This window comes from Parazoarcus sp. PS-13 R2A (assembly GCF_057621855.1).
The window spans coordinates 182,149-205,394 of record NZ_JBYEXN010000005.1 but is presented as its reverse complement, the minus strand read 5'-3'; the positions used below and the strand labels follow the sequence as shown (position 1 = coordinate 205,394).

General features: G+C 63.4%; 20 protein-coding genes. 6 read left to right on the top strand and 14 right to left on the bottom strand.

What is annotated here, in order from left to right:
- Nucleotides 1-50: 50 nt before the first annotated feature.
- The 14 genes from AC22G6_RS07495 to AC22G6_RS07430 form a co-directional block, all read right to left on the bottom strand.
- Nucleotides 51-1,088 carry a branched-chain amino acid ABC transporter permease gene (locus AC22G6_RS07495; protein ID WP_487366259.1) on the bottom strand — a complete coding sequence of 346 codons (1,038 nt, stop codon included), beginning with the start codon at nucleotides 1,086-1,088 and terminating at the stop codon, nucleotides 51-53.
- Nucleotides 1,089-1,356: 268 nt separating this feature from the next.
- On the bottom strand, nucleotides 1,357-2,508 hold the full coding sequence (locus AC22G6_RS07490; RefSeq protein ID WP_487366258.1) for an ABC transporter substrate-binding protein: 1,152 nt from the start codon (nucleotides 2,506-2,508) through the stop codon (nucleotides 1,357-1,359).
- Between the two features lie 61 nt (nucleotides 2,509-2,569).
- Nucleotides 2,570-3,298, bottom strand: coding sequence for an SDR family NAD(P)-dependent oxidoreductase (locus AC22G6_RS07485; RefSeq protein WP_487366257.1), 729 nt, complete (start codon nucleotides 3,296-3,298; stop codon nucleotides 2,570-2,572).
- Nucleotides 3,299-3,309: 11 nt separating this feature from the next.
- A complete protein-coding gene (locus tag AC22G6_RS07480; RefSeq protein WP_487366256.1) occupies nucleotides 3,310-4,095 on the bottom strand; it encodes a cyclase family protein in 786 nt (261 codons plus the stop codon).
- Between the two features lie 29 nt (nucleotides 4,096-4,124).
- Nucleotides 4,125-5,366, bottom strand: coding sequence for an SDR family NAD(P)-dependent oxidoreductase (locus tag AC22G6_RS07475; protein WP_487366255.1), 1,242 nt, complete (start codon nucleotides 5,364-5,366; stop codon nucleotides 4,125-4,127).
- Entirely contained in the window at nucleotides 5,363-6,550 is a 1,188-nt protein-coding gene (locus AC22G6_RS07470; RefSeq protein ID WP_487366254.1) for a thiolase family protein, read from the bottom strand. Before AC22G6_RS07470 ends, AC22G6_RS07475 begins: the two co-directional genes overlap by 4 nt.
- Nucleotides 6,547-8,181, bottom strand: a complete 1,635-nt coding sequence (locus AC22G6_RS07465) for an AMP-binding protein (RefSeq protein ID WP_487366253.1) — start codon at nucleotides 8,179-8,181, stop codon at nucleotides 6,547-6,549. Before AC22G6_RS07465 ends, AC22G6_RS07470 begins: the two co-directional genes overlap by 4 nt.
- A gap of 13 nt (nucleotides 8,182-8,194) precedes the next feature.
- Nucleotides 8,195-8,677 (bottom strand): aromatic-ring-hydroxylating dioxygenase subunit beta, encoded by a 483-nt coding sequence (locus AC22G6_RS07460; RefSeq protein WP_487366252.1) that lies wholly within the window; start codon nucleotides 8,675-8,677, stop codon nucleotides 8,195-8,197.
- A gap of 193 nt (nucleotides 8,678-8,870) precedes the next feature.
- Nucleotides 8,871-10,196: an aromatic ring-hydroxylating dioxygenase subunit alpha gene (locus AC22G6_RS07455; protein WP_487366251.1), complete on the bottom strand. Its 1,326-nt coding sequence runs from the start codon at nucleotides 10,194-10,196 to the stop codon at nucleotides 8,871-8,873.
- Nucleotides 10,197-10,211: 15 nt separating this feature from the next.
- Nucleotides 10,212-11,189, bottom strand: coding sequence for a PDR/VanB family oxidoreductase (locus tag AC22G6_RS07450; RefSeq protein ID WP_487366250.1), 978 nt, complete (start codon nucleotides 11,187-11,189; stop codon nucleotides 10,212-10,214).
- 45 nt (nucleotides 11,190-11,234) lie between these two features.
- Nucleotides 11,235-12,848, bottom strand: coding sequence for an indolepyruvate oxidoreductase subunit beta family protein (locus AC22G6_RS07445; RefSeq protein ID WP_487366249.1), 1,614 nt, complete (start codon nucleotides 12,846-12,848; stop codon nucleotides 11,235-11,237).
- A gap of 14 nt (nucleotides 12,849-12,862) precedes the next feature.
- A complete protein-coding gene (locus AC22G6_RS07440) occupies nucleotides 12,863-15,097 on the bottom strand; it encodes a thiamine pyrophosphate-dependent enzyme (protein WP_487366248.1) in 2,235 nt (744 codons plus the stop codon).
- The gene (locus AC22G6_RS07435) at nucleotides 15,090-15,440 is read right to left on the bottom strand and encodes a hypothetical protein (RefSeq protein ID WP_487366247.1); all 351 of its coding nucleotides are present in this window, start codon (nucleotides 15,438-15,440) and stop codon (nucleotides 15,090-15,092) included. The genes AC22G6_RS07440 and AC22G6_RS07435 overlap by 8 nt, the downstream gene beginning before the upstream one ends.
- 142 nt (nucleotides 15,441-15,582) lie before the next feature.
- Nucleotides 15,583-16,371, bottom strand: coding sequence for a cyclase family protein (locus tag AC22G6_RS07430; RefSeq protein WP_487366246.1), 789 nt, complete (start codon nucleotides 16,369-16,371; stop codon nucleotides 15,583-15,585).
- Between the two features lie 478 nt (nucleotides 16,372-16,849).
- Between AC22G6_RS07430 and AC22G6_RS07425 the strand changes: the two genes are divergently transcribed.
- The 6 genes from AC22G6_RS07425 to dmpG all read left to right on the top strand — a co-directional run bounded on the left by AC22G6_RS07425 (nucleotide 16,850) and on the right by dmpG (nucleotide 23,119).
- Entirely contained in the window at nucleotides 16,850-18,190 is a 1,341-nt protein-coding gene (locus AC22G6_RS07425) for a Rieske 2Fe-2S domain-containing protein (protein ID WP_108974675.1), read from the top strand.
- A gap of 127 nt (nucleotides 18,191-18,317) precedes the next feature.
- Complete coding sequence (locus tag AC22G6_RS07420) at nucleotides 18,318-19,214, top strand: alpha/beta fold hydrolase (protein ID WP_487366245.1); 897 nt, start codon at nucleotides 18,318-18,320, stop codon at nucleotides 19,212-19,214.
- A 13-nt stretch (nucleotides 19,215-19,227) separates the two neighbouring features.
- A complete protein-coding gene (locus AC22G6_RS07415) occupies nucleotides 19,228-20,187 on the top strand; it encodes a 3-carboxyethylcatechol 2,3-dioxygenase (RefSeq protein WP_487366244.1) in 960 nt (319 codons plus the stop codon).
- 71 nt (nucleotides 20,188-20,258) lie between these two features.
- Nucleotides 20,259-21,047, top strand: a complete 789-nt coding sequence (locus tag AC22G6_RS07410; protein ID WP_487366243.1) for a 2-keto-4-pentenoate hydratase — start codon at nucleotides 20,259-20,261, stop codon at nucleotides 21,045-21,047.
- A gap of 96 nt (nucleotides 21,048-21,143) precedes the next feature.
- On the top strand, nucleotides 21,144-22,076 hold the full coding sequence (locus tag AC22G6_RS07405; protein WP_487366242.1) for an acetaldehyde dehydrogenase (acetylating): 933 nt from the start codon (nucleotides 21,144-21,146) through the stop codon (nucleotides 22,074-22,076).
- A gap of 14 nt (nucleotides 22,077-22,090) precedes the next feature.
- Nucleotides 22,091-23,119: a 4-hydroxy-2-oxovalerate aldolase gene (gene dmpG / locus AC22G6_RS07400; protein WP_487366241.1), complete on the top strand. Its 1,029-nt coding sequence runs from the start codon at nucleotides 22,091-22,093 to the stop codon at nucleotides 23,117-23,119.
- The last annotated feature ends 127 nt before the right edge of the window (nucleotides 23,120-23,246 follow it).

Here is a 23,246-nt window from a genome sequence, read left to right as displayed (position 1 = left end):
GGAGGCACTCGCGTTCGCGGGTGCCTGCGGCTCGATTGGGAGACGGGCGGTCATTCTTCTTCCTCCACATGACGGACGGTCAGTGAGCGCCACAGCAGGAAGGGGATGATCAGTGTGAACACGATGACTTCCTTGTAGGTACTGGCCCAGAAAGCTGAAAAGGCTTCAATCATCCCGACCAGCAGTGCGCCGAGGGCGGCCACCGGGTAGCTCACCAGCCCACCGATGATCGAGCCGATGAAGCCCTTGAGACTGATGAGAAAGCCCGAGTCGTAGTAGATGGTGGTGATCGGTGCGATCAGGATGCCGGACAGCGTGCCGATGAAGGCGGCGAGGAAGAAGCTCGCCTTGCCGGCAAAGACCGGGGAGATCCCCATCAGGCGGGCGCCGGCGCGGTTGATCGCAGTGGCACGCAGGGCCTTGCCGTAGATGGTGCGTTCGAAGAACTGGTAAAGCGCAATGATCAGCCCGAGCGACGCGGCAATCACCCACAGCGTCTGGCTGTTGAGGGTGATCGGGCCAAGCGGGAAGCTTGCATCGGAGAAGGGGAGCGTCTTGGCACCGCTCGGTCCGAAGATCAGCAGGCCGATACCCACCATTGCCACATGGACCGCGATCGACACGATCAGCAGCACCAGCACTGGTGCATTGGCGACCGGTTGATAGAACAGGCGATAGAACAGCGGGCCCAGCGGCACGATGAGCGCGAAGGTCAGCACGGCCTGAATTGCCATCGGCAGTGTTGCCAGTGGCAGCTGGTAGAGCACCAGCGCAAGCGCGAATGGGTAGGCGAGCTTTAGAAAGCCGAGGATGTCGATGCTGAATCGCCCCTGGCTGCGAAACCGGTGCAGGATATCAAGCGTCGCTTCGACCACCGCCATGCCGGCCAGCAGCCAGACCACGGCTGTTGCCTGGCCGGCCTGGATCGCGGCCATGGTCAATGCGCCAAAGGCGACGAATTCGCCCTGCGGAATGAAGAGCACACGGGTCACCGTGAATACCAGCAGGATGGATAACGCCAGCAGCGCGTAGATAGCGCCGTTGGTCACCCCGTCCTGCCCGAGGAACATTACGATCTGCAAATTCATGATGCGTCCTGATGTCGGGGGCCGCCGCCCTGCTTCGAGGCATGACGTTCGGCAGGGCAGCGCGTTTGGCGCCATGTATCCCGGTGTGGCTGGAAACGCGGGATGAGCGATTCCACCCGACACACGGGCGACGCAGGGATCATCCTGCAGCCGCCCGGCTGGCCCGGGATCTCAGGGCTTCGAGACCACCGGATGGTGGCCGCTCTGCCTCGTTGCCGCGACGTCCGGAGACGTGCGGCCTGTCAACAATGTTGCTGGGGCGTCCGGCTTACTTGAGCAGGGTCCAGTTGCCTTCCTTCACCGTGATCATCACCCGGCCGCGCTCGTCGAAGCCGCTGTGGTCGGCGGGGCTCATGGTGTACACCCCCTGGGTGCCGACCAGTTCCTTGGTCTGCTCCAGTGCGTCGCGCAGTGCCGAGCGGAACTCCGGCGTACCCGGCTTGCCCTTGAGCGCGGCAAGCGGAATCGCCTGCTTCAGCAGCAGGCCGGCGTCGTAGACGTTGGCGCCGAAGGTGGCGGGCTTGTTGCCGTGCATCTTCTCGTAGGCGGCAATGTAGTCGGCAGCGACTTTCTTCGACGGGTTGCTGTCGGCGATCTCGGGCAGTACCAGCATCAGGCTCGCGGCGAGGATGGTGCCTTCGACTTTCTTGCCACCGAGCTTGAGGAAGTCGGGTAGCGCAGCACCGTGAGTCTGGTACATCTGACCCTTGTAGCCCATGTCGAACAGGGTGGTTTGCGGCAGCACCGAGGGGCCGCCCGGCGCGGTGACGAGTACTGCATCGGGCTTGGCGCCGAGGATCTTCAATGCCTGTCCGGTGACGGAACTGTCGGAGCGCTGAAACTTCTCGCTGGCAACAATCTTGATGCCGTTGGCTTCGGCGAGGCCACCCATGACCTTTTCCCAGTTTTCGCCATAGGGGTCTGCAGTGCCGATCAGTCCAAGCGTCTTCACGCCGGCCTTGACCATGTGCTCGGTCAGCGCCTTGGCGATGATGTCGTCGTTCTGAGTGGTCTTGAACACCCACTTCTTCTGTTCATTCATCGGCAGCACGACGGCAGCGGTACCCACCGGCGCCAGCATCGGAACACCGGCTTCGGCGATGAACTGAATCGCGCCCATGGCGTTGGGCGAGCCCGAGGGTCCGATGATGGCGTCGACCTTGTCTTCGCTCAGCAGCTTCTTGACGGCCTTCACCGACGCCGTGGAGTCGGATGCGTCGTCGAGCGAAATGTACTCGACGGTGAGATCGCCCACCTTGGTCGGCAGCAGCGGTACGCTGTTTTTCTGCGGGATGCCGACCAGTGCGGTCGGGCCGGTGGCGGACGAAATGACGCCAACCTTGACCTGTGCGAGCGCGCTGCCGGCAAAGGTAGCAAGGCTTGCAAGTGCGATGGCAGCGGGGATTTTCTTCAACATCATGGCGGTTTTCTCCGTGGATGGGGCGTACTGCGGATGAAGGATTATTTGAATGCTGCGTGGTTCAGATGGTGATGCTTCCTACACTTGCGCCGCCGCAGACGTACAGCGTCTGCCCGGTGACGAAACTGTTTTCCGGGTCGGCGAAGAACATCACCGCGCGGGTGACATCGTCTGCGCGACCAACGCGGCGAACCGGAATGCTGGCTGCCAGCGCCTTGTCACGCTCGCTGCCGGCTTCGATGACCGCGTAGTACATGTCGGTCTGGATCGGGCCGGGTGCGACGACGTTGACCGTGATGCCCTTGGGCGCGAGTTCCAGCGCCCAGGTCCGGGCCATGCCGATCATGCCGGCCTTGGTTGCGGAGTAGGCGGTGCGTGTCGGCAGTCCGAGAGCACCGCGTGAGGACATCAGCACAACGCGTCCGAACTGGCGCGCTTCCATGCCGGGCAGCACTGCCTGCATCAGGCTGATGGCGGCGCCGAGGTGAATCTGGGTGAGGCCCTGCAACTCGTCGAGCTTGACTTCGCCCAGCAGCTTGGGCCAGATCACGCCGGCGTTGTGGATGAAGTGGCTGACCGGGTAGTTCGCTGCAATCTCCTGTGCAGCCTGCTCGGTGGCGGTGGCGTCGAGCAGATCGACCTGCACCGTGGTGAGGCGCGGGTGCGTCCACTCTGGTGCGCGACGTGCCATCGACACGACCTGATAGCCGTCGTCGAGCATGCGTTTGCAGATGTCGGCGCCAATGCCTGCGCTGCCGCCGGTGACGACTGCGATCCTGTCTTCGTTCATGGGGCCGCCCCTCACGCGCTCGGCGCCAGCGCCAGCACCCGCAGCGGGCTGCCGGAACCGTTGCGAATCTTGAGTGGCGCGGCAAAAATCAGCGTGCCTTGCGGCGGCAACTGGTCAAGATTGGTGAGACATTGCAGCCCGTAGCGGTTGTTGCCGTGCATGTAGTAATGACAGGGGTAGGGTGGGTTGAGGTGGTGGGCCTGGCCGGCGTCGGTGCCGACCGATTCGGTACCAAAGCCATGCACGTTTCGTTCCCGGATGAGCCAGGGCACCACTTCGGCATCCGGGCCGGGCGAATGTGCACCATCTTCGGCCATGTTGAGGTATTCCCTGGGCGTGGTGCGCTTGGACCAGTCGGTGCGAAGCAGCACCCAGGCACGCTCCGGAATCCGGCCGTGCTTTTCTTCCCAGGACTTGACGTAGTCAATGGTGAGCAGGAAGTCCGGGTTCTCGGCGCTTTCTGCCGAGACATCGATCACGCAGGCGGTGGCAATGAAGTTTTCGGCCGGGATCGAGTCGACGGTGTTGTCGGGCTGATCCTTGCCGCTGACCCAGTGCGCCGGCGCATCGAAGTGGGTGCCGGTGTGCTCGGACATGGAGAAGTTGTTCCAGTACCAGGCCGGACCGCGCTCGTCGTAGCGCGAGATCTCTTCGATGCGGAAGGGCCAGGCCTGACCGAACTCGGGCGGCAGTACGATGGTGGGGAATTCGGGCGCGAGCGTCTGCGTGAGGTCGACCAGTTTCAGCCGGCCGCTCAACAACTCGTTCATGAACTGGGCGAGGATGGGGTTGCTCATTCTGTGTGCTCCTTGGGGGCTGGGGGCGCTTACTGGCCGAGTTCGCGTTCGATGGCCTTGTGGTTCTCGCGCAGGCGTTCGCGGATCTCTTCTGCGATATCGCCGACGTAGGCATCCTCAATGCCGTCCTGCAGGCCCTTGACGATGGCCTTGGCGATGGCAGCCGGCGCGAGCTTGGGCGGGGGCGTGAGCTGCTCCCATTCCTCGTCGATCGGGCCAGGAAAAACGTTGAGCACGCGCACGCCGGCACCGCTCAGCTCGGCGCGCAGGGTCTGCGCTGCCGACAGCGCCGCAGCCATCGAGGCCGACCATGCACCCCGTGCGGGGAGTGCGGCAAAGGCGTGGATGGAAAGAATGTTGACCCAGGCCACGGCGCTGTTGGTGCCGTCTGCGGCGCGGAAGCACATGCCGGGGCCGAAGGCCTGGGCGAGGCGCATCAGGCCGAGCACGTTTACCTCCATTGCATCGCGGGCCAGGATCACGTCCTTGCGCCCGAGGATGCCGCCGTCGCGCAGGTAGGACGCGGTATTCACCAGGATCTCGACCTTGCCGCCGATCGAGGCCGCGAGGCGGTCGACCGAGTCGGTGTCGGTGACGTCGATATCGACCACCTGCACACGCGGATCGGTGGCGAGCTTGTCGAAGGCCGCATTCGCCTTCCAGCTCGTCGGATCGCCGAGAAAGACCGCGTTGGCGCCTGCATCGAGCATGGCCTTTGCGACCGCGAGGCCCATGGCCGATTTGCCGTCAGTGACGAGTACGCGGCGAAACTTCGGATCGCAGGTGGATTCGCGCAGCTGGGCGGCATCGCTCATGTTCGGGGTGTCCTTTTCGGGGAGGGCATGGAGCACGGCCTGACCGCTGCGGTCGAGCTTGAGGGTGAGGCGCACCGGCGCGTCGGTGGCACAGTCCTCATGAACGTGAGCGACCACGACCGGACCGGCGGCCATCTTTACGGTGCCGACGCGCCACGGCAGGCGCTCACGAAAATACAGGTCGTTACTGTGACGCAGCGTGGTGGTGGCGATCAGTTCGCCGCGGTTGTCCACCGGCTTCCATTGCAGGTGCTCTGACAGGCAGTTGCAGCAGACTTCGCGTGCGGGGTACTGAACGGTGTTGCACTCGGCACATACCTGCAGTTCGAAGCTGCCCTCGGCGGCTGCACGGGTGAGCCCCTGGGCGCTGCGGCTGCGTGGGGCGGGCGGACGGGTGGAGAGCCGGGTGCGTTCGACCGGATTCTTCTTTTTCGGTTTGACGAGTGGCGCGGTCATGCGGCAGTTCCTCGTTCGAGCAGCGCTGCGCCGGAGCACAGGCCGCGGTCGTAGTTGATCATGCCGAATCCAGACACCAGTCCGAGCTTCGCGCCGTCGACCTGGGTTTTTCCGGCGCTGCCGGTGAGCTGGCGCAAGGCCTGCACGAAGCCGAGGTAGCCACCTGCCGCGCCGGCCTGACCGACCGAGAGCTGACCGCCCGAGGTGTTGAAGGGAAAGTCGCCGTCGATGGTGAAGCTGTGCTCGCGCACGAAGGCGGCGGCCTCGCCCTTGGCGCAGAACCCGAGATCCTCGAACTGCATCATGTTGATCACCGGGTAATCGTCGTAGGTTTCGAGGAAGTCGACATCGTCCGGGGCGGCGCCAGCGTGTGCGTACAGTTCATCCTTGTCCATCGCCCAGCCGCCGCGAAACTGGATCGGGTCTTCCGGGAAGGCGTTGTGGCGTTCGATGGTTGAGCGGATGCGGACGAAGGGCAGCTTGAGCGCCTTGGCGCGTTCTTCGGTCATCACCAGATAGCCTTCGGCGCCGGCACACGGCATGACGCAGTCGAAGAGGTGGATCGGGTCGGTGATCGGACGGGCGTCGATGTACTGGGCCAGGGTCAGCGGTTTCTTCATCAGCGCATGCGGGTTCTTCAGCGCGTTGTCGCGCTGCGCAACGCAGAGCTTGCCGAAGTCTTCACGCGTGGCGCCATAGTGCTTCATGTAGTAATCGGTCAGCAGCGCGAAGCTCGCGTTGGGGCCACCCGCGCCATAGGGATAGACCGCGTCCTGGGCAAAGCGGGAGAACTGGCTGACAGTGTTGCGGAAGGAATCCACATGGTTGGTGTCGCCGGCGATGCAGGCGACCACTTCGGCATCGCCTGCCTGCACCGCACGGGCGGCACGCCGCAATGCGATGACGCCGGAGGCGCCCCCCATCGGGATGTGGTCGAGCCAGCGCGGGCTCATGCCGAGGTGCTGCATCAGTCCGACTGCGGTGTCGGGGCCGAGGGTGAAGCTGGAGACGCACACCCCGTCGACTTCAGCCTTTGCGATGCCGGCGCCACGGATCAGTTCGCCGAGCGCGCGCCCCAGCCACCAGTGCGCACTGTGCGTGGAGTAGCGGACGTAGGGGATGGTCGCCGGCATCACGGCAACCACGCCTTCATAGCCGAGTCGCTTGCGGGCAGCGGCGCTCACTTGTGATCTCCCTGCCGTTTCTTCATTGCGCAGGTATTCACACAGTTGGCATGCTCGACCAGGGTCGGCGCAAGCGCCTTGAGTTCGCCACGCTGGATCTTGTTGGTGGTGGTCAGCGGCAGCGCATCGACGAAGGCGACGTAGCCCGGCGCCTTGTAGTAGGCGAGTTGCGACAGCGCCCAGTTCACCAGATCGGCTGCAGCGGATTCCATGGCTGCGCGATCGGCCAGTGCGCTTTCGGCCACAACCAGGGCCATGACTTCGTCACCGCGCACGGGATCGGGCACGGCGGCAACGGCGACCGATTTGACCAGTGCGTGCTGCTGCAGAACGCTCTCTACTTCAACGGCGGCGATGTTTTCGCCGCTGCGGCGGATCACGTTCTTCTTGCGATCGACGAAGTGCAGGTAGCCGTCTGCGTCGCGGCGGACGATGTCGCCGGTGTGAAACCATCCGCCCGCCCAGGCTTCGTCGGTAGCCGCCTGGTCCTTGAGGTAGCCGGCCAGAAAGCCGTAGCGGGGATCGTCGCCAGCGTGGCGCACGAGCAACTCACCCTGTTCTTCGACGCCCGCTTCGCGACCGTCGTCGGTGACAAGGCGGACTTGCACGTCGGCTTCTTCCTTTCCGAAGCAGGAGGTGCCGATGTTGCGTGGCTCCTTGTTGGCGATGATCACCGCGCCTGCGCCGGTTTCGGTCATCGCCCAGGCTTCGAGCAAGGGGAAGCCGAAGCGCTCTTCGAACACGCCGTGCAGACTGCGATCGACGCCGGCGCCGAAGCCGAAGCGGACCGAATGATCGCGGTCAGCCGGGCTGGCTTCAGCCTTCATCAGCATGGCGGGCATGACGCCGAGGTAGTGCACCACGGTGGCGCGGGATTCGCGCACGCTGGCCCACCAGCTGCGGGGGTGGAAACGGTCGAGCGGAATCAGGCAGCCGCCGGTCATGATCATGGCCATCGCCGAGTAGGCCATGGCATTCATGTGCACCAGCGGCAGCGGCGTGATCATGCGCTCCTTGCCGGGTTGCAGTGCAGCCAGTCCACCGATGTTGGCGTACCACCTGCCTGCATGCAGGAAGTAGCGGTTGGGCAGGATGCAGCCCTTGGGTCGGCCGGTGGTGCCCGAGGTGTACAGCAGGGCAGCTTCGCTGAGCTCATGCGGTTCGGTGTCTGCCTGCGGCGCAGGGAAGGCGGCCTCGGGGGGCGTATCGCGTTCGCCCATGACCTGGAAGGGACGGCCGGCACGGTCGGCGGCTGCGAGCAGATCGGCGTGGCGCTGGGGCAGGGCGATGGCGAGCGCGATCTCGGAGTGGCCGATGAGGTACTCGAGTTCGGCCGCGCGCATGTCAGGATTGATCGGAACCACGGATACGCCGAGTCCATTGAGCGCGAACCAGTGCAGGAAGAAGGCGGGACGGTTCTCGAGCAGGATGCCGACGCGATGACCATGGCCGTAGCCGGCAGCGGCGTAGGAGGCGCGCAGGGCTTCGACACGTTCGGCCGCTTCCGCGTAGCGCAGTTCGCCGGCGGTGATGCCGTAGATGTCGGCGGTTTCGGGGAGGATGCAGAGGAAGGGGAGCTTTGCCCAGCGCGCGGCGGCGAGGGCGAAGGCTTGATGAACGGTGTTGGCCAAGTCGTGCTCCCGCTTACATGAAAAGTTGAATATTGCCGAAGGCGGCGTCGCAGTTCACCAGGTCGACGCGTTTGAGGCGAATCCTGAGTTTGCCTTCGACTTCAACGAGGTGATGCGTGCTCCAGCCGGCGTAGGTGGTCTGGGCGTCGAGCCGGGTTTCTGTGTAGAGAAAGGCGGTGCGGACGACGTGTTCGCCAGTGCTTGCGTCGGACGATTCGACGGTGGGCGCCTGCAGCAGGTGGTGCGAGCGGCTCTTGGGTTGTTGCGAGAAGGTGCGCTGGCCGGAGAGGCGCTCGATGCGGACGCGGAGCAGGAGTTTGTCTTCATGCATGAGGGAGGTATGAAGTTTGGGGTCTTGCTGGTCGTACGCCAGTGGCATCCAGTAGTAGGCGTCTTCGGTGAACAGGGTGAGCCAGTCTTCGAAGCGCTGCTCGTCGAGCATGCGGGCTTCGGCATAGACGAAGTCGATCAGGTTCTTTTCGGTGATGGCAGTCATGGCTTGATCCTTGTTCGGGTGTTGCTGGCAGTTCGCCGATGCTGGTCAAAGGTTCGTGCCGCCGGTCGGGCTGAACGGGACATTTGCTCTGCAGGGCTGCGGAACTCGCCCTTCGTGCTCGGACAGTCCTCGCCCTGCGCCGCAAACATCCCATTCATCCCTTGGCCTCGGTGGCATCTCTTCCTTTTTGTCCTTACATGCTTTCCGTCATGAACTGGGCCCATGCGCGCATCTGTTGCCGCATCTGCATTTCGTTGGTGCCGTTGGTGACGACGTTCTTCTGCGCTTTCTCTGCAGGGTCGTAGAGACGGGCAATGTTCACCCAGTCACGACCGCGCGAGTGCAGGCCTTGCTGCGCGCGTTCGTACATTTCCAGATCGTCGTGGCCGACCACCGAGGTGGGGGCGTTGATCAGGCGGTTGTACATCGTGGTGCGCTCGAGCAGCAGGTCGGGGGCGCCGACGAGACGGAAGGTCCAGGATTCGACCAGCGTCTTGTCCGCGGCGATGGGCTTGAACAGGCGCAGGGTCTGGATCGGGCCCTTGACCATGATATTGGGGAAATACACGGTGTTGTGGCGGGTGTCGCCAAGGATCTGCTTGGCCCGCTCTTCACCGTAGGCGGCGACCATCTGCTCCCAGTAGCCGGGAACCGGCGAGTAGGCCGCGTGGATGGAGTTCGAGACGCCGGTGTGACCGTGACCGTTCTCCCACACGCGAATGCCCATGCCCTCGAAGAACTCGTAGGGCGACATGAAGGGAGCGAATTGCTCCACCGCCATGGGCTTGGGGGTGCCTTCGGGGGCTTCGTTCCAGACCTTCACTGCGGTGCCGGCGGAGGATTCGTGCGCGACCATCGGGTGGCAGGTGTCGGTCTGGTTGTCGACCAGCATCTTCCAGTTGCAGTTGTGCATGTAGCGCAGCACGCCGCCGGCGACTTCGAGTTTGCCCTCGGGCGAGCGGTCGACCATGTTGTCGAGGGTCGATAGCGACTCTCCGAAGAATTCCTCGAAACTCGGGCCGCCGGGGTTCAGGCGACAGAAGACGAAGTCGCGGTAGACCTTGACGTTGGGGACGACGGCCATGCCGTGGCTGGCTTCACAGGATTCGAATCCGGTGTTCTCGTAACCTTTCTTCAGGGGGATGGCGAGCAGGCTGCCATCGGTCTTGAAGGTCCAGGCGTGGTAGGGGCAACGGAAGAACTTTCCGGTGTTGCCGCAGACTTCGCCGGCAACTTTCACGCCCTTGTGCGGGCAGCGGTTGTAGAGCACGCGCACGCTGTTGTCGCTGTGACGGACCATGACCACGTCTTCGGTGCCGACTGTGGTGGTGTAGTAATCACCCTTGTTCGGTACCTGGCTGGCGTGGCCGACATAGACCCAGGTGTTTGCGAACAGGTGTTCCATCTCCAGTTCGAAGACTTCCTGGTCGATGTAGGCGTCCTTGTGCACCTCGGTGTCGCGCACGAGTGCCTTGATGGCGTCGGGGTTGCCACGGTACTTGCCGGTTGCGGTGCTCATTGCAGTGCCCTCAGGTCAGAGATCGAGCACCAGGCGGGGCGACTTCGCCCGCGAGATGCAGATCTGGATCAGTTTTCCGCCCGCCTTTTCGGCGTCGGACAGGAAGTAGTCGCGATGGTCGGGCTCGCCCTCGAGCACCGTGGCAGTGCACACGCCGCATTCGCCACGCTTGCAGTCATACATCGGATCGCAGCCGGCTTCTTCCATGACTTCGACGATGGTCTTGTCCGCCGGAATGGTGAGCACTTGTCCGCTCTGGCTCAGTTCGACCTCGAAGGGCTGGTCGCCGGCCAGGGGGGCTGCGGAAGTGAATAGCTCGAAATGGACATGGCAGGCGGGCCAGCCGCGCGCCTTGGCGCCATCGATGACCGCGTCGATCATGCCCTTCGGGCCACACACGTAGAGGTGCTGCGTGGTCGACAGGCCGTCGAGGAGTGCACCGATGTCGAGCCGGCTAGCTGCGTCGTCGTCGGCATGCAGATGCAGCGCAGGGCCGGCAAGGGCGGTGAGTTCCCGCTTGAATGCAAGCTGATCGAGGCTGCGTCCGCTGTAGTGCATCGACCAGGGGCGGCCGGCAGCCTGCAGTGCGCTCGCCATTGCCGCGATCGGGGTGACACCGATGCCGCCCGCGATGAGGACTGTTTCGGTTTCGGCGGCTTCGGCAGCGTGTAGCGGGAAGTCGTTTTTCGGTCCGGTCACGGTGAGCGTGTCACCGACGCGCAGACCGTGCATGAAGCGCGAACCACCGCTGCTGTGGGCTTCGATGCGAACGCCGAGGCGGTAGGCCTGCGGGGCGTCAAAACAGGCCGCTTCGGGTGCGAAGGTGACGAGCGAGTAACAACGCGCATCTGCAAGGCCGGGAATCCTTACCTGCAGGTGGGCACCGGGGGAAAACGGTGGGAGAGGGCTCCCGTCCGGTGCCTGCAGGCCAAGGCTGCGGATCAGCGGGGTTTCAACCCGGATGTCGCTGATGGTGAGTTCCACTTCTTGCATGTGCGTGTCGTCCTCTTTCGTCCCGTTCTTTCCGTCTGTCGCGGATCAGGCTGCCTGGCGGGTAAACATTGCGTTGGCGGCGTGTGTCGTGGTGTTTCCACCCGCCCCGATCAGCAACCCGAGTTGCGTGTCGAGCTGGCGGCCTTCCTCGTCAGCCATTGCCGCCTTCAGCAGCTTTTGCAGCGTGGTCGCAGCATCGGTGCGCCCGGCAAGCTGGTCTGCCGCCTGCATCAGGCTGGCAAAGCGCTTGTCACCACGGTCATGCGTACCACTGTAGCCCTTGACGATGCGGCGGCAGTGCAGCACCTCGACCGCAAGCGCGTAGTTGCCGTTGCCGGCGAGGCGCACGACGCGGTCGAGCCACTCCCTGATCTGCGCTGTCTCGATCTGATGGCGCAGCAGGCTGCGGCGGAAACGGCGCATGCCGGAAACAGCATAAAGGGCCAGGAACCAGGTCAGGGTGCCCGTCTTCACGCGGCGGCCCTTTTCCATGCGGCGCTTGACGAAGCCGCCGAATCCCTTGGATTGCTCGAGCCAGCGCCCGAGTCCGGTGGGCAGCGTGCCGCAGATCTCTTCCAGACGCGGATGCATGTACTCGGTGGTGTAGACCAGCTGATCGGACTTGGCGCCCACCTCCTGACGCACGCGTTCGAAGCGGCTGCCGCGGGTCTTGAGGTCGGCCACGCGGATCACGTCGTCGTAGCTCATGGCGACTGCAATCCGGTGGGCTGCAGCGTTCGTCAGGGCCCAGTCATGCGCTTCGCCGCCGTGGCGCGCATCGAGTGCGTGCAGTTCGGTGCATTTCTGCAGATACTCGGCCGCATAGTCGATGTCCTGATAGTCGATCAGGCGGCGCAGGCCGGCGACCAGCATGCCGTGGGTTTCGGCCGGGAAGCCGGCTTTCACTTTCGACAGCAGGGCCTGTACTTCAGGGTTTTCTGCACGATCCGGTACGTCCGGTGCGGGGCGCGAGGTATCGATTGCAGCCGGTGTCGCGGGTGCTTTCTGCGCCGCGTCGAACCCGAGCGCGAAAGCGCGCAGGCTGGCCTCTACACCCTTGCCGCCGTGGCGAACCGTGTCCTCGAAGGCTTCGCGTGCAAAGGGCAGGGCGCCGGAGCCGGCGATGGCGCCGAACAGGCTCGCGGAGATCACGCTGCCGGCTTTCTCTGCCATTTCCTGCAGGTCGAAACACATCAGACGCTTTGCTGACTCACGACCGGCGTCGATCACCTTGTTGGGGTCGGCGATGCCGTTGCCGAGCGCAGCCTTCTCGCCGACGGCATAGCTGCGGTGGCTTGAGGTGATCAGGGTGGTGCGGTCGGGTGTCACCAGGCCGCGCTGCATTGCGCGGCCGGCTTCCATCAGTTCGGCTGCGACCACGAGGTCGAGGTCGCCGGGTGTCGGCATCATCGCCAGCGTGGGGGGCTTGCCGGCAGCATGAGCCGTGCTTTCGGGGATCAGTTCAAGGTAATAGATGGTGGCGCCGGTGCGCTGGGCCACGCCCGGAACCGAGGTGGTCTGTGCCCACCAGCCGGCATTCTCGGCCATCTCGACGATCCAGTCGGCGAGCACGCCGCCGCCCTGGCCGCCCATGGCGAGGATGGCGATCTTGATTGGGGTGCCGGAGTGAAGAACGATGTTTGTCTTGGCTGTATTCATGACGATCTCTTTCCTCACAGCGCGAAGCGCGTCTGGCGGGCCGCACGGCGGCGTTGCAGGAAGCCGATGACGGCTGAACGGAGCTTGCCGAGAAAGCGGTCGGTGCCGGTTGGGTTGTGGATGATGTCCGCGCGATAGAAGGACGGGCACAGCACCGCCGCTTCAGCCACCTCACCGCAGTTTCCGCAGCCAACACAGCTGTTGTCGACATGCGCCACGGGGTCTTCCTTTAGCGGATCGCCGCTGTCCTTGACCGACAGTGATGGGCAGCCCGAGAGCCGGATACAGGCATGATCGCCGGTGCATACATCGGGATCGACGCCGAAACGCTCCTTCACCATGCGCTTGCCTTCCTTGACCGCCTTGTTGAACAAGGGCTTGATCCGGCGCTGCTTGTTCAGCATGCATTCGGACTGGGCAATGATGACCTTGGGGCCGTCGGTGGTCGTGGTGAGTGCTTCCTCTAGCGTGTCGCGCATTTTGGCGACGTCGTAGGTGCGGTCGATGGTGCGGATCCACTTCACGCCAGCGCCACGGATGGCATTCTCGATCGGGTTCTTCGTTGCGCGATCTGCGTTCTCGGCACGGGACGACAGGATGTCCTGGCCGCCGGTTGCGGACGAGTAGTAGTTATCGACGATGACGATCACGCCGTCGTTCTTGTTGAACACCGCGTTGCCGATGCCCGAGGTCAGACCGTTGTGCCAGAAGCCGCCGTCGCCCATTACCGAGATCGAGCGCTTGCCGGTCTTGGTGTTGAAGGCCGAGCTCGACGCTGCGCCGAGGCCGTAGCCCATCGTGGTCGCGCCCAGGTTGAAGGGCGGCAGGATGGAGAACAGATGACAGCCGATATCGCAGGAGACGTGATGCTGGCCGAGATCCGCCTCGGCGAGCTTCATCGCGGCAAAGATCGGGCGCTCGGGGCAGCCGGTACAGAAACCCGCAGGCCGCGCCGGCACCACGTCGGCCAGATCCTTTACCTTCGGATGAAAGGTCATCGGCACCGCTGCCGGACGGGGGGCGGGTGTCGTGGGTGCTGCAGTCAGGGCTTCGAGGTCGGCGGCCAGTGAGGCTTCGCCGGCCTCGTCGGCTGCAACCGCGACGTGAGTCGCAAGGGCGTCGGGCTGTTGGGCCTTGAGAAAGGCCTCGATGCCGGTCTTCATCGCCGCCGTGGTGTACTCGCCCGCCATCGGCAGTACATCCTTGCCCGACAGGTGGGTGGAGACGCCGGCCTTGCGCAGGATGGAATGCAGGTTCTGCTCGATGTAATCGGGCTGGCCTTCTTCAAGCAGCAGCACGGCGCGTCGGCCTTCGCAGAACTGGATGACCTCTTCGTCGATGACCGGGTAGGTCACGTTCATCACATACATCGGAATCCGGCTGTTGCCGAAACTGTCAGCAAGGCCGAGCAGTTGCAGCGCGCGCATCACACCGTTGTACAGGCCGCCCTGCAGGATCAGCCCGATCTCGTTGAAGTCACCGTCAAAGAACTCGTTGAGTTTGTTGTCGCGGATGAACTTCACTGCGGCTGGCCAGCGCTGCTGGATCTTCTCGTGTTCGTGGCCGAAGGAGGCGGGCGGCAGCACGATGCGACTGGTGTCGCGCACCGGGTTCTCCAGCGCCTGCTTCAGGGTGTAGCGCGGGCGCTTGTTTTCCTTGGTGATGAAGCGGCCATGCACGTGGCAGGAGCGGATACGGACCTGCAGCATGACCGGGGTGTTGCTGGCCTCGGACAGCTCGAAACCGTCTTCCACCGACTTGACGATGGATTCGAGGTTGGGGCGCGGATCGAGCAGCCACATCTGCGACTTCATCGCGAACGCGTGCGAGCGTTCCTGCATGATCGAGGAGCCTTCGCCGTAGTCCTCGCCAATGATGATCAGTGCGCCGCCGGTCACGCCGCCGGAGGCGAGGTTGGCAAGTGCGTCAGAGGCGACGTTGGTGCCCACGGTAGACTTCCAGGTCACCGCGCCACGGATCGGGTACATCACCGAGGCCGCAAGCATTGCAGCTGCGGTGGCTTCGGAGGCGCTGGTCTCGAAATGGACGTCGAGCTCTTCGAGGATCTCGTTGGCGTCAGCCAGCACATCCATCAGGTGCGAGATCGGCGAGCCCTGGTAGCCGCCGACATAGCCGACACCCGCCTGCAACAATCCCTTGGTGATGGCGAGTATCCCTTCGCCGCGAAACTCTTCGCCCGCTGGGATGCGCAGCTGCTGTACTTCCTTCTTGAAGGAACGCTCAGCCATGCTGCACCTCGCGGCGACGGGTGGCGTAAGCGATGTTGCCGCACTTCAGTGCGGTCTTTGCTGCATTTCTCTGTCTGGGGCAGGCCATGATCTTTCTCCTCGGATCTCCTGAATCCACGGGCGCGGCGATGTTGCCGGGCAATATCGTGGGTGCAGGAATCACGTTGCTGGTAACTACTTTAGGAATGAACATTTCCTTTGTCAATGGAAATGATGAAATTTCATGGAAGTTGGAAAATACCATGAAAAAACAGTGCGATACGAAAAACAACTTGGTGCGGCAATGCACCATTAAGGTGCTGAAGTGGAAGTCGTTCTGTGTCTGGCATTGGGTTTGATTCATGCTGCGAGTGCAGCAATTCAGCTCTTTTCATGCACCGGAATGGGGCAAAAAAGCGCCCGGTCACATCAGATGTGCCGGGCGATCAACCGAACGGTGGGCCGGGAGTCACACTATTCCCGGCTGCAGGCGTCCGGGGCAGGGATCAAGTGGGTTCGACGAGAGCCAGGACTCGCAGAGGGCTGCCGGAACCGTTGCGGATCTTCAGCGGTGCAGCGAGGATCAATGCACCCTGCGGCGGCAACTGGTCGAGGTTTGTCAGGCACTGCAGGCCGTAGCGGTTGTTTCCATGCATGAAGTAGTGGCACGGGTAAGGGGTGTCCCATGCGTACGACTGGCCTGCATCCGTATTGATCGATTCGACACCGAAGCCCACGACATTGCGTGCTTCGATCAGCCACTTGACGGTGCCTTCTGCCGGCCCGGGGGTGTGGGCGCCATCTTCCTTCATGTTCACATAGGCATCTGGCATTTCGCGCTTCGACCAGTCGGTGCGAAGCAGAACCCAGTTATGTTCCGGGATCCGGCCATGTTTCGCTTCCCATGCCTCGAGAAACTCGATGGTCAGGACAAAATCGGGGTTTTCGGCAACGTCCTTGCTGCAGTCGATCACGCAGGCCTGCGCCATGAAGTGCTCGGCAGGAATCGTATCGACCGTGTTCTGTTCGTAGTCCTTGCCGGAGATCCAGTGAGCCGGTGCATCGAAGTGGGTGCCGGTGTGTTCCGAGCACGAGAAGTTGTTCCAGTACCACGCCGGGCCACGTTCGTCGTAGTGCGAGATTTCTTCAATCTTGAACGGCCACGGCTGGTTGAACTGGGGCGGCAACTGCAAGGCGGGAAACTCGGGCGCCAGGGTCTGGGTGAGATCGACCACCCGAATCCGTCCGCTGAGCAAATCCCCGGCAAACCGGGCCAGGGTGCTGTTCGTTGTCATCTGGAGCTCCTGATGAAAAATTTGGGGGGATGCGACCACAAAAGGATGGACGTTGCCGGACTCGACCGAAATCCGAAAAGCGCATTCGGCTATCCGGTTTGCGCATGCACAGACGACCCGACCGGCGACCAGAGGATTTTCGTCCTGTAACGCAGGCGCTGTAAGGGCGTCACAAGGCCGGGAAGAGCGAGAGGAGAAGTGCACTCCCAAACGGGCGCACAGCGTAAGAGTCACGGCACGGAACAGCGCAACTCCTCTCCCGTGTGCGCTATTCCGTGCCCTCGACGGATGAACCCCGGCCCACGCTGGACTGCACTGGTCGGTTTTCGTTTTCTGCGCTGACGGGATAAGGCGTGTCCGCAATGGAGCGCGTGGTGTGGGTGTGGTGCCTAGGATGTGGCTCATGGAAGCGTTGCCGGGGTGACCGGTGGCGCAGGCGATGAGTTGCGCTAGGCGCATTTGGACAGGGAGCAAGTCAATGGCAGACGAACCGGTAGTGCGTCGTCGGGTGGTGAAGGCGGCGAGCGGGATCAGCGAAGCGCGGGTCAATGGACAGAAGACGCAGAGCCAGTACCAGCCTTACAAGGATGCGGCGTGGGGCTTCATCAACCACTGGTATCCGGCGGTGTTCAGCAAGGAGCTGGGCGAGGATGAAGTGAAGGGCATCCAGATCTGCGGGATCCCGATCGTGCTGCGTCGTGTGGATGGCAAGGTGTATGCGCTCAAGGACCAGTGTCTGCACCGCGGGGTGAGATTGTCGGAAAAGCCGATGTGCTTCAACAAGAAGACGATCTCGTGCTGGTATCACGGTTTCACCTTCGACCTGAAGGACGGCAAGCTCTCGACCATCGTGGCCAACCCGGACGACAAGCTGGTGGGCACGACGGGGCTGACGAGCTACCCGACCGAGGAAGTGGCGGGGATGGTGTTCGTGTTCGTGCGTGAGGACGACTTTGCCGATGAAGACGTGCCGCCGCTGTCGCAGGACCTGCCGTTCCGTTTCCCGGAGAACAGCGAACGTTTCCCGCACCCGCTGTGGCCGGCCGCGCCGAGCCTGCTCGACGCAGACGCGGTAGGCCACGGCATGCACCGCACCGGGTACGGCAACTGGCGCATCGCGTGCGAGAACGGCTTCGACAACGCGCACATCCTGGTGCACAAGGACAACACCATCGTGCACGCGATGGAATGGGTGCTGCCGCTGGGGATTCTGCCCACGAGCGACGACTGCATCACCGTGGTCGAAGATGAGCAAGGCCCCAAGGGCATGATGCAGTGGCTGTTCACCGACAAGTGGGCGCCGGTGCTGGAGAACAAGTCGCTGGGCCTGGAAGTGAAGGGCGTTAATGGACGTGCCTACCGCACCTCGGTGGTGCTGCCCGGTGTGCTGATGGTGGAGAACTGGCCGGGCGAGCACATTGTGCAATACGAATGGTACGTGCCGATCACCGACGACCTGCACGAATACTGGGAAGTGCTGGTGAAGGTGTGCCCGACGGAGAAGGACCGGGAAGACTTCAAGTACAAGTTCGACCGGGTGTACAAGCCGCTGTGTCTGCACGGCTTCAACGACTGCGACCTGTATGCACGCGAAGCGATGCAGAGCTTCTACGCCGACGGCACGGGCTGGGATGACGAGCAGCTGGTGGCGACGGATATCTCGCCGATCACGTGGCGCAAGCTGGCCTCGCGCTGGAACCGTGGTATCGCGAAGCCAGGCAAGGGTGTGGCGGGATCGGTGAAGACGCACAGCATCCGCTTCAAGGACACGGCCGCAGGCAAGCCGCCCGGCTACTTCGTCGAGCAGATCGAAGACTGATTCCCTGGTCGATGCGCCTGAAGCGCATCGACATCATTTCAAGAATTCTTCCCCGTGACAGTGTGCGGGCCGGTCAAGCCCGGCCTGCGCATGGCCTCGTCACGCCGGAACTCAGGAGTACCAATCTGTGACACCTTCCTTTCAGAGCATCTGGGCTGAACTCCGTCAGACCAGCTTTTGTCAGGGCTGGACGGACGCTGGCGGCGTCAACACCCGTTACCTTCACACCGGCGACCGTGCCAGTCCTGTCTTGATCATGCTGCACGGTGTTGGCGGACATGCCGAGGCCTATGTGCGCAACCTCAAGGCGCATGGCATGCATTTCTCCACATGGGCGATCGACATGATCGGTCACGGCTGGTCCTCTCCCGCGACGAGCGATCTGGAGATCCCGGCCTATATCGAACACCTGCTGCGCTTCATGGACGCGCAGAACATCGAGCGCGCGAGTTTCTCGGGTGAGTCGCTGGGCGGGTGGGTGGCTGCCCGGATGGCGATTGACCATCCGGACCGCGTCGAACGTCTGGTGTTGAACACGGCTGGGGGGTCGCAGGCGGACCCAGCCGTGATGTCACGGCTGAAATCCTTGTCATTGCAGGCCGCGAGTGATCCTTCGTGGGACTTCATCAAGGCACGCGTTGAGTGGCTGATGGCGGACAAGACCAAGGCTTACGACGATCTGATCGCGACTCGTCAGGCGATCTATGCCCAGCCCGGTATGGCTGCGGGCATGAAGCACAACATGGTGTTGCAGGACATGGAAACCCGGTTGCGCAATCTGATCGCGGCCGAAGACTATGCCCGCATCGCTGCACCGACGCTGGTGCTGTGGACCTCAGATGACCCCACTGCGGACGTCACCGAGGGCCGGCGCATCGCGTCGATGATTCCGGGTGCCTTGTTCACTGTCATGGACGGCTGCGGCCACTGGCCCCAGTTCGAGGACCCGGCCACCTTCAACCGGATCCATCTTGCGTTTCTCCTTGGCGGTGCCGTCCCCGAAGCGGTTCGCGTGGGGCCGTAAGGGAAGCCGCCCCATGAAAGCAATGCTGCAGTGCATGTCGCATACCCCGTTGAAGGGCTATTTCGATCCGTCGCCAGATGTCGTCGGCGAAGTGGCGGATCTCGTGAATGCGGTGCGTGAAGAAGTGGCGTGCTTCGACCCGGAGGTGATCTACCTGTTTGCGCCAGATCACTACAACGGCGTCTTCCTCGATCTCATGCCGCAGTTCTGTATCGGCATGGGTGCGACGTCGGTGGGTGATTACATGACACCGGATGGCCCCCTCGATGTGCCACGCCAGCTTGCAGAGCGGTGCGCCAAGGTGGTGATCGAAAACGGCATCGACCTGGCGTTCTCGTACCGGATGCAGGTGGATCATGGCTTTGCGCAGGCACTGGTCGAGATGACCGGCGCGCTCGATCGCTACCCGGTGATCCCCATCATGATCAACGCCGTCGCACCGCCTCTGGTCAGCTTCAAGCGCGCACGCCAACTGGGTGAGGCGCTCGGGCGCTTTGCCGGGCGCGAGCATGAACGGGTGCTGTTCATCGGCTCCGGCGGGCTGTCTCACAACCCGCCGATTCCTGCGATTGCCACGGTAAGCGATCCGGTAGTCATCGAGCGTCTGATTGCGGGTCGCAACCCGACGCCCGAAGCGCGGGATGCACGCCAGAAACGCACGATCGCCGCAGCGCGCGCGTTCGCGGCCGGTGACGGTGGGTTGCATGCATTGAGCCCCGAATGGGATCGAGCCTTCATGCGCCAGGTGCAGGCGCGTGACTGGTCGGCAATCGATGCCTATCGCAACGACGACGTGAGCAAAGCCGCCGGTGCTTCAACCCATGAAGCCAAGACCTGGGTCGCCGCGGCGGCGGCAATGGAGGCCGCCTGCGCTCAGGGCTGGAAGGCGGAAGCGCGCTATTACCGTCCGATTCCCGAATGGGTCGCCGGGTTCGGTGCGCTCTCGGGATACAGCCATGAAGGCCCCCAGTAAGTCCAGAGGTGGCGCTGCGCCCGCAGGCCGGTTGCAGTGTCAATCGAAACAAGATTGGAAAGGAACTTCAGATGAGTCAGCTTGATATCGTGGCCGCAGCCGATGCGCTCTACGCCGCCGCATGCAGTGGCAAGGCCGTGGCGCCGCTGCGCGACCGGGTTGAGCAAGCGTCGGCCGAAACGGCCTATGCAATCCAGTCGCACAACACCCGGCGCGCAATGGCTGAGGGCCGCCGTCTGGTGGGGCGGAAGATCGGTTTGACCTCACCAGCGGTGCAGCGTCAGCTCGGTGTCGATCAACCCGACTTCGGCATGCTGTTTGCCGACATGGCTGTTGGCGATGCCGAGCCGGTGGCCAAGGGCAGGTTGATCCAGCCCAAGGTCGAGGCGGAGATCGCGTTCGTACTGGGCAAGGATCTGTGCTTCGAACGGCACACCTATGCCGATCTGCTGGGCGCCATCGAATACTGCCTGCCCGCCGTCGAGATCGTGGACAGCCGGATCGCGGACTGGCGCATCAGCCTGTTCGATACCGTTGCCGACAACGCCTCGTCCGGGCTCTTCGTCCTCGGCAGTACACCGGTCAGGGCGAGCCGCTTCGACATGGGGCGCTGTGCGATGACGATGCAGGAAGGCGGCCGGGCTGTCTCCGAAGGAAACGCACGCGCCTGCCTCGGCAATCCGCTCAATGCAGCCGTCTGGCTCGCCGACATGCTGGTGCGCGTCGGTCAGCCACTGCAGGCTGGTGACATCGTGCTTACCGGCGCGCTGGGTTCGATGGTCGCGGTTGATGCGACACGGGCGCAGACCTTCGCGGTGGACATCGAAGGCCTGGGTCACGTTGAGGCGCGCTTTGATTGATGCGCGCTGTGCCTGTGGCGGGCTCGTAACGCCTCCGCGGGCGGAGCGCCCGCCGCGTGATCTCTTTCCACACAGTATCGTTCGACAGGAAACCCCATGACCAAAATCAAATGCGCGCTGATCGGCCCCGGCAACATCGGCACCGATCTGCTCTACAAACTTAAGCGTAGTCCGGTGCTCGAGCCGGTGTGGATGGTGGGCATTGACCCGATCTCCGAAGGTCTGGCGCGGGCCCGCGAGATGGGCCTCAAGACCACCGCTGAAGGCGTCGACGGGCTGCTGGCGCACGTAAAGTCCGACGGCATCCAGATTGCCTTCGATGCGACTTCGGCTTATGTGCATGCCGAGAACAGCCGCAAGCTCAACGAGCTCGGTGTACTGATGATCGACCTCACGCCCGCTGCGATCGGCCCCTTCTGCGTGCCGCCGGTGAATCTGGTCGAGCACGTGGGCAAGGGTGAGATGAACGTCAACATGGTCACCTGCGGAGGCCAGGCCACGATCCCGATGGTGGCCGCAATCAGCCGCGTGCAAGCGGTGGGCTATGGCGAAATCGTCGCCACTGTGTCGTCGAAATCCGCTGGTCCTGGCACACGAAAGAACATCGACGAATTCACCCGCACCACCTCGGGCGCGGTAGAGAAGGTGGGTGGCGCCAAAAAGGGCAAGGCCATCATCATCCTCAACCCGGCCGAGCCTCCGCTGATCATGCGCGACACGGTGCACTGCCTGACCGAGACCGAGCCCGATCAGGCCGCGATCACCGAGTCGATCCACGCCATGATCAAGGAAGTGCAGAAGTACGTGCCCGGCTACAAGCTGGTCAATGGACCGGTGTTCGACGGCAAGCGCGTGTCGGTGTTCATGGAAGTCGAAGGTCTTGGCGACTACCTGCCCAAGTACGCCGGCAACCTCGACATCATGACCGCGGCCGCCGCACGTACCGCCGAGATGTTTGCCGAAGAAATCCTCGCCGGCCGCCTCACCCTCGAACCCAACCGCGCCGTGATGGCCGCGGCCTTGTCTTGAAAAGGGAGCCGACCATGGATCTACGCGGCAAGAAAATCACCGTCCACGACATGACCCTGCGTGACGGCATGCACCCCAAGCGTCACCTGATGACACTCGAGCAGATGAAGACCATCGCCTGCGGGCTCGACGATGCAGGCATCCCGCTGATCGAGGTCACCCACGGCGACGGCCTCGGCGGCAGCTCGGTGAACTACGGCTTCCCCGCGCACACCGATGAGGAATACCTCGGTGCGGTGATTCCGCTGATGAAGCAGGCCAAGGTCTCGGCCCTGCTGCTGCCGGGCATCGGCACCGTTGATCATCTGAAAATGGCGCACGAGCTCGGCGTAAGTACCATCCGCGTGGCCACCCACTGCACCGAGGCAGACGTCTCCGAGCAACACATCGGCATGGCGCGAAAGCTGGGCATGGACACTGTCGGCTTTCTGATGATGGCGCACATGAACAGGCCCGAAGGGCTGGTGAAGCAAGCCAGGCTGATGGAAAGCTACGGCGCCAACTGCATCTACGTGACCGACTCGGCCGGGCACCTCTTGCCCGACACGGTCAAAGCGCGCCTGAGCGCAGTGCGTGATGCCCTCAAGCCCGAAACCGAGCTCGGTTTTCACGGCCACCACAACCTCGCCATGGGCGTCGCCAACTCCATCGCCGCCGTCGAGGTCGGTGCCACCCGCATCGATGCTGCTGCCGCGGGGCTGGGTGCCGGTGCGGGTAACACCCCGATGGAAGTGCTGATCGCGGTGTGCGACCTGATGGGCATCGAGACCGGCGTCGACGTGTTCAAGATCCAGGATGTGGCCGAAGACCTTGTGGTGCCGATCATGGACTTCCCGATCCGCATCGACCGCGACGCGCTGACCCTGGGCTACGCCGGGGTGTATGGCTCTTTCCTGCTGTTCGCCAAGCGTGCAGAGAAAAAGTACGGCGTGCCGGCGCGCGACATCCTGGTCGAGATGGGCCGTCGCGGCATGGTCGGCGGGCAGGAAGACATGATCGAGGACACGGCGATGAGCCTGGCCCGGGCAAGATCGGCGGCCTGATGACACCGCTGCCGCGCGCCCGGCTTGACGGGGGCGCGGCGCGACTGCAGCACGATGGCATGGCCTTCGCCGTGTCACATGACAACAGCGCGGCGCATCAGGGCGACCGCTGACCGGAAGGGCGCCC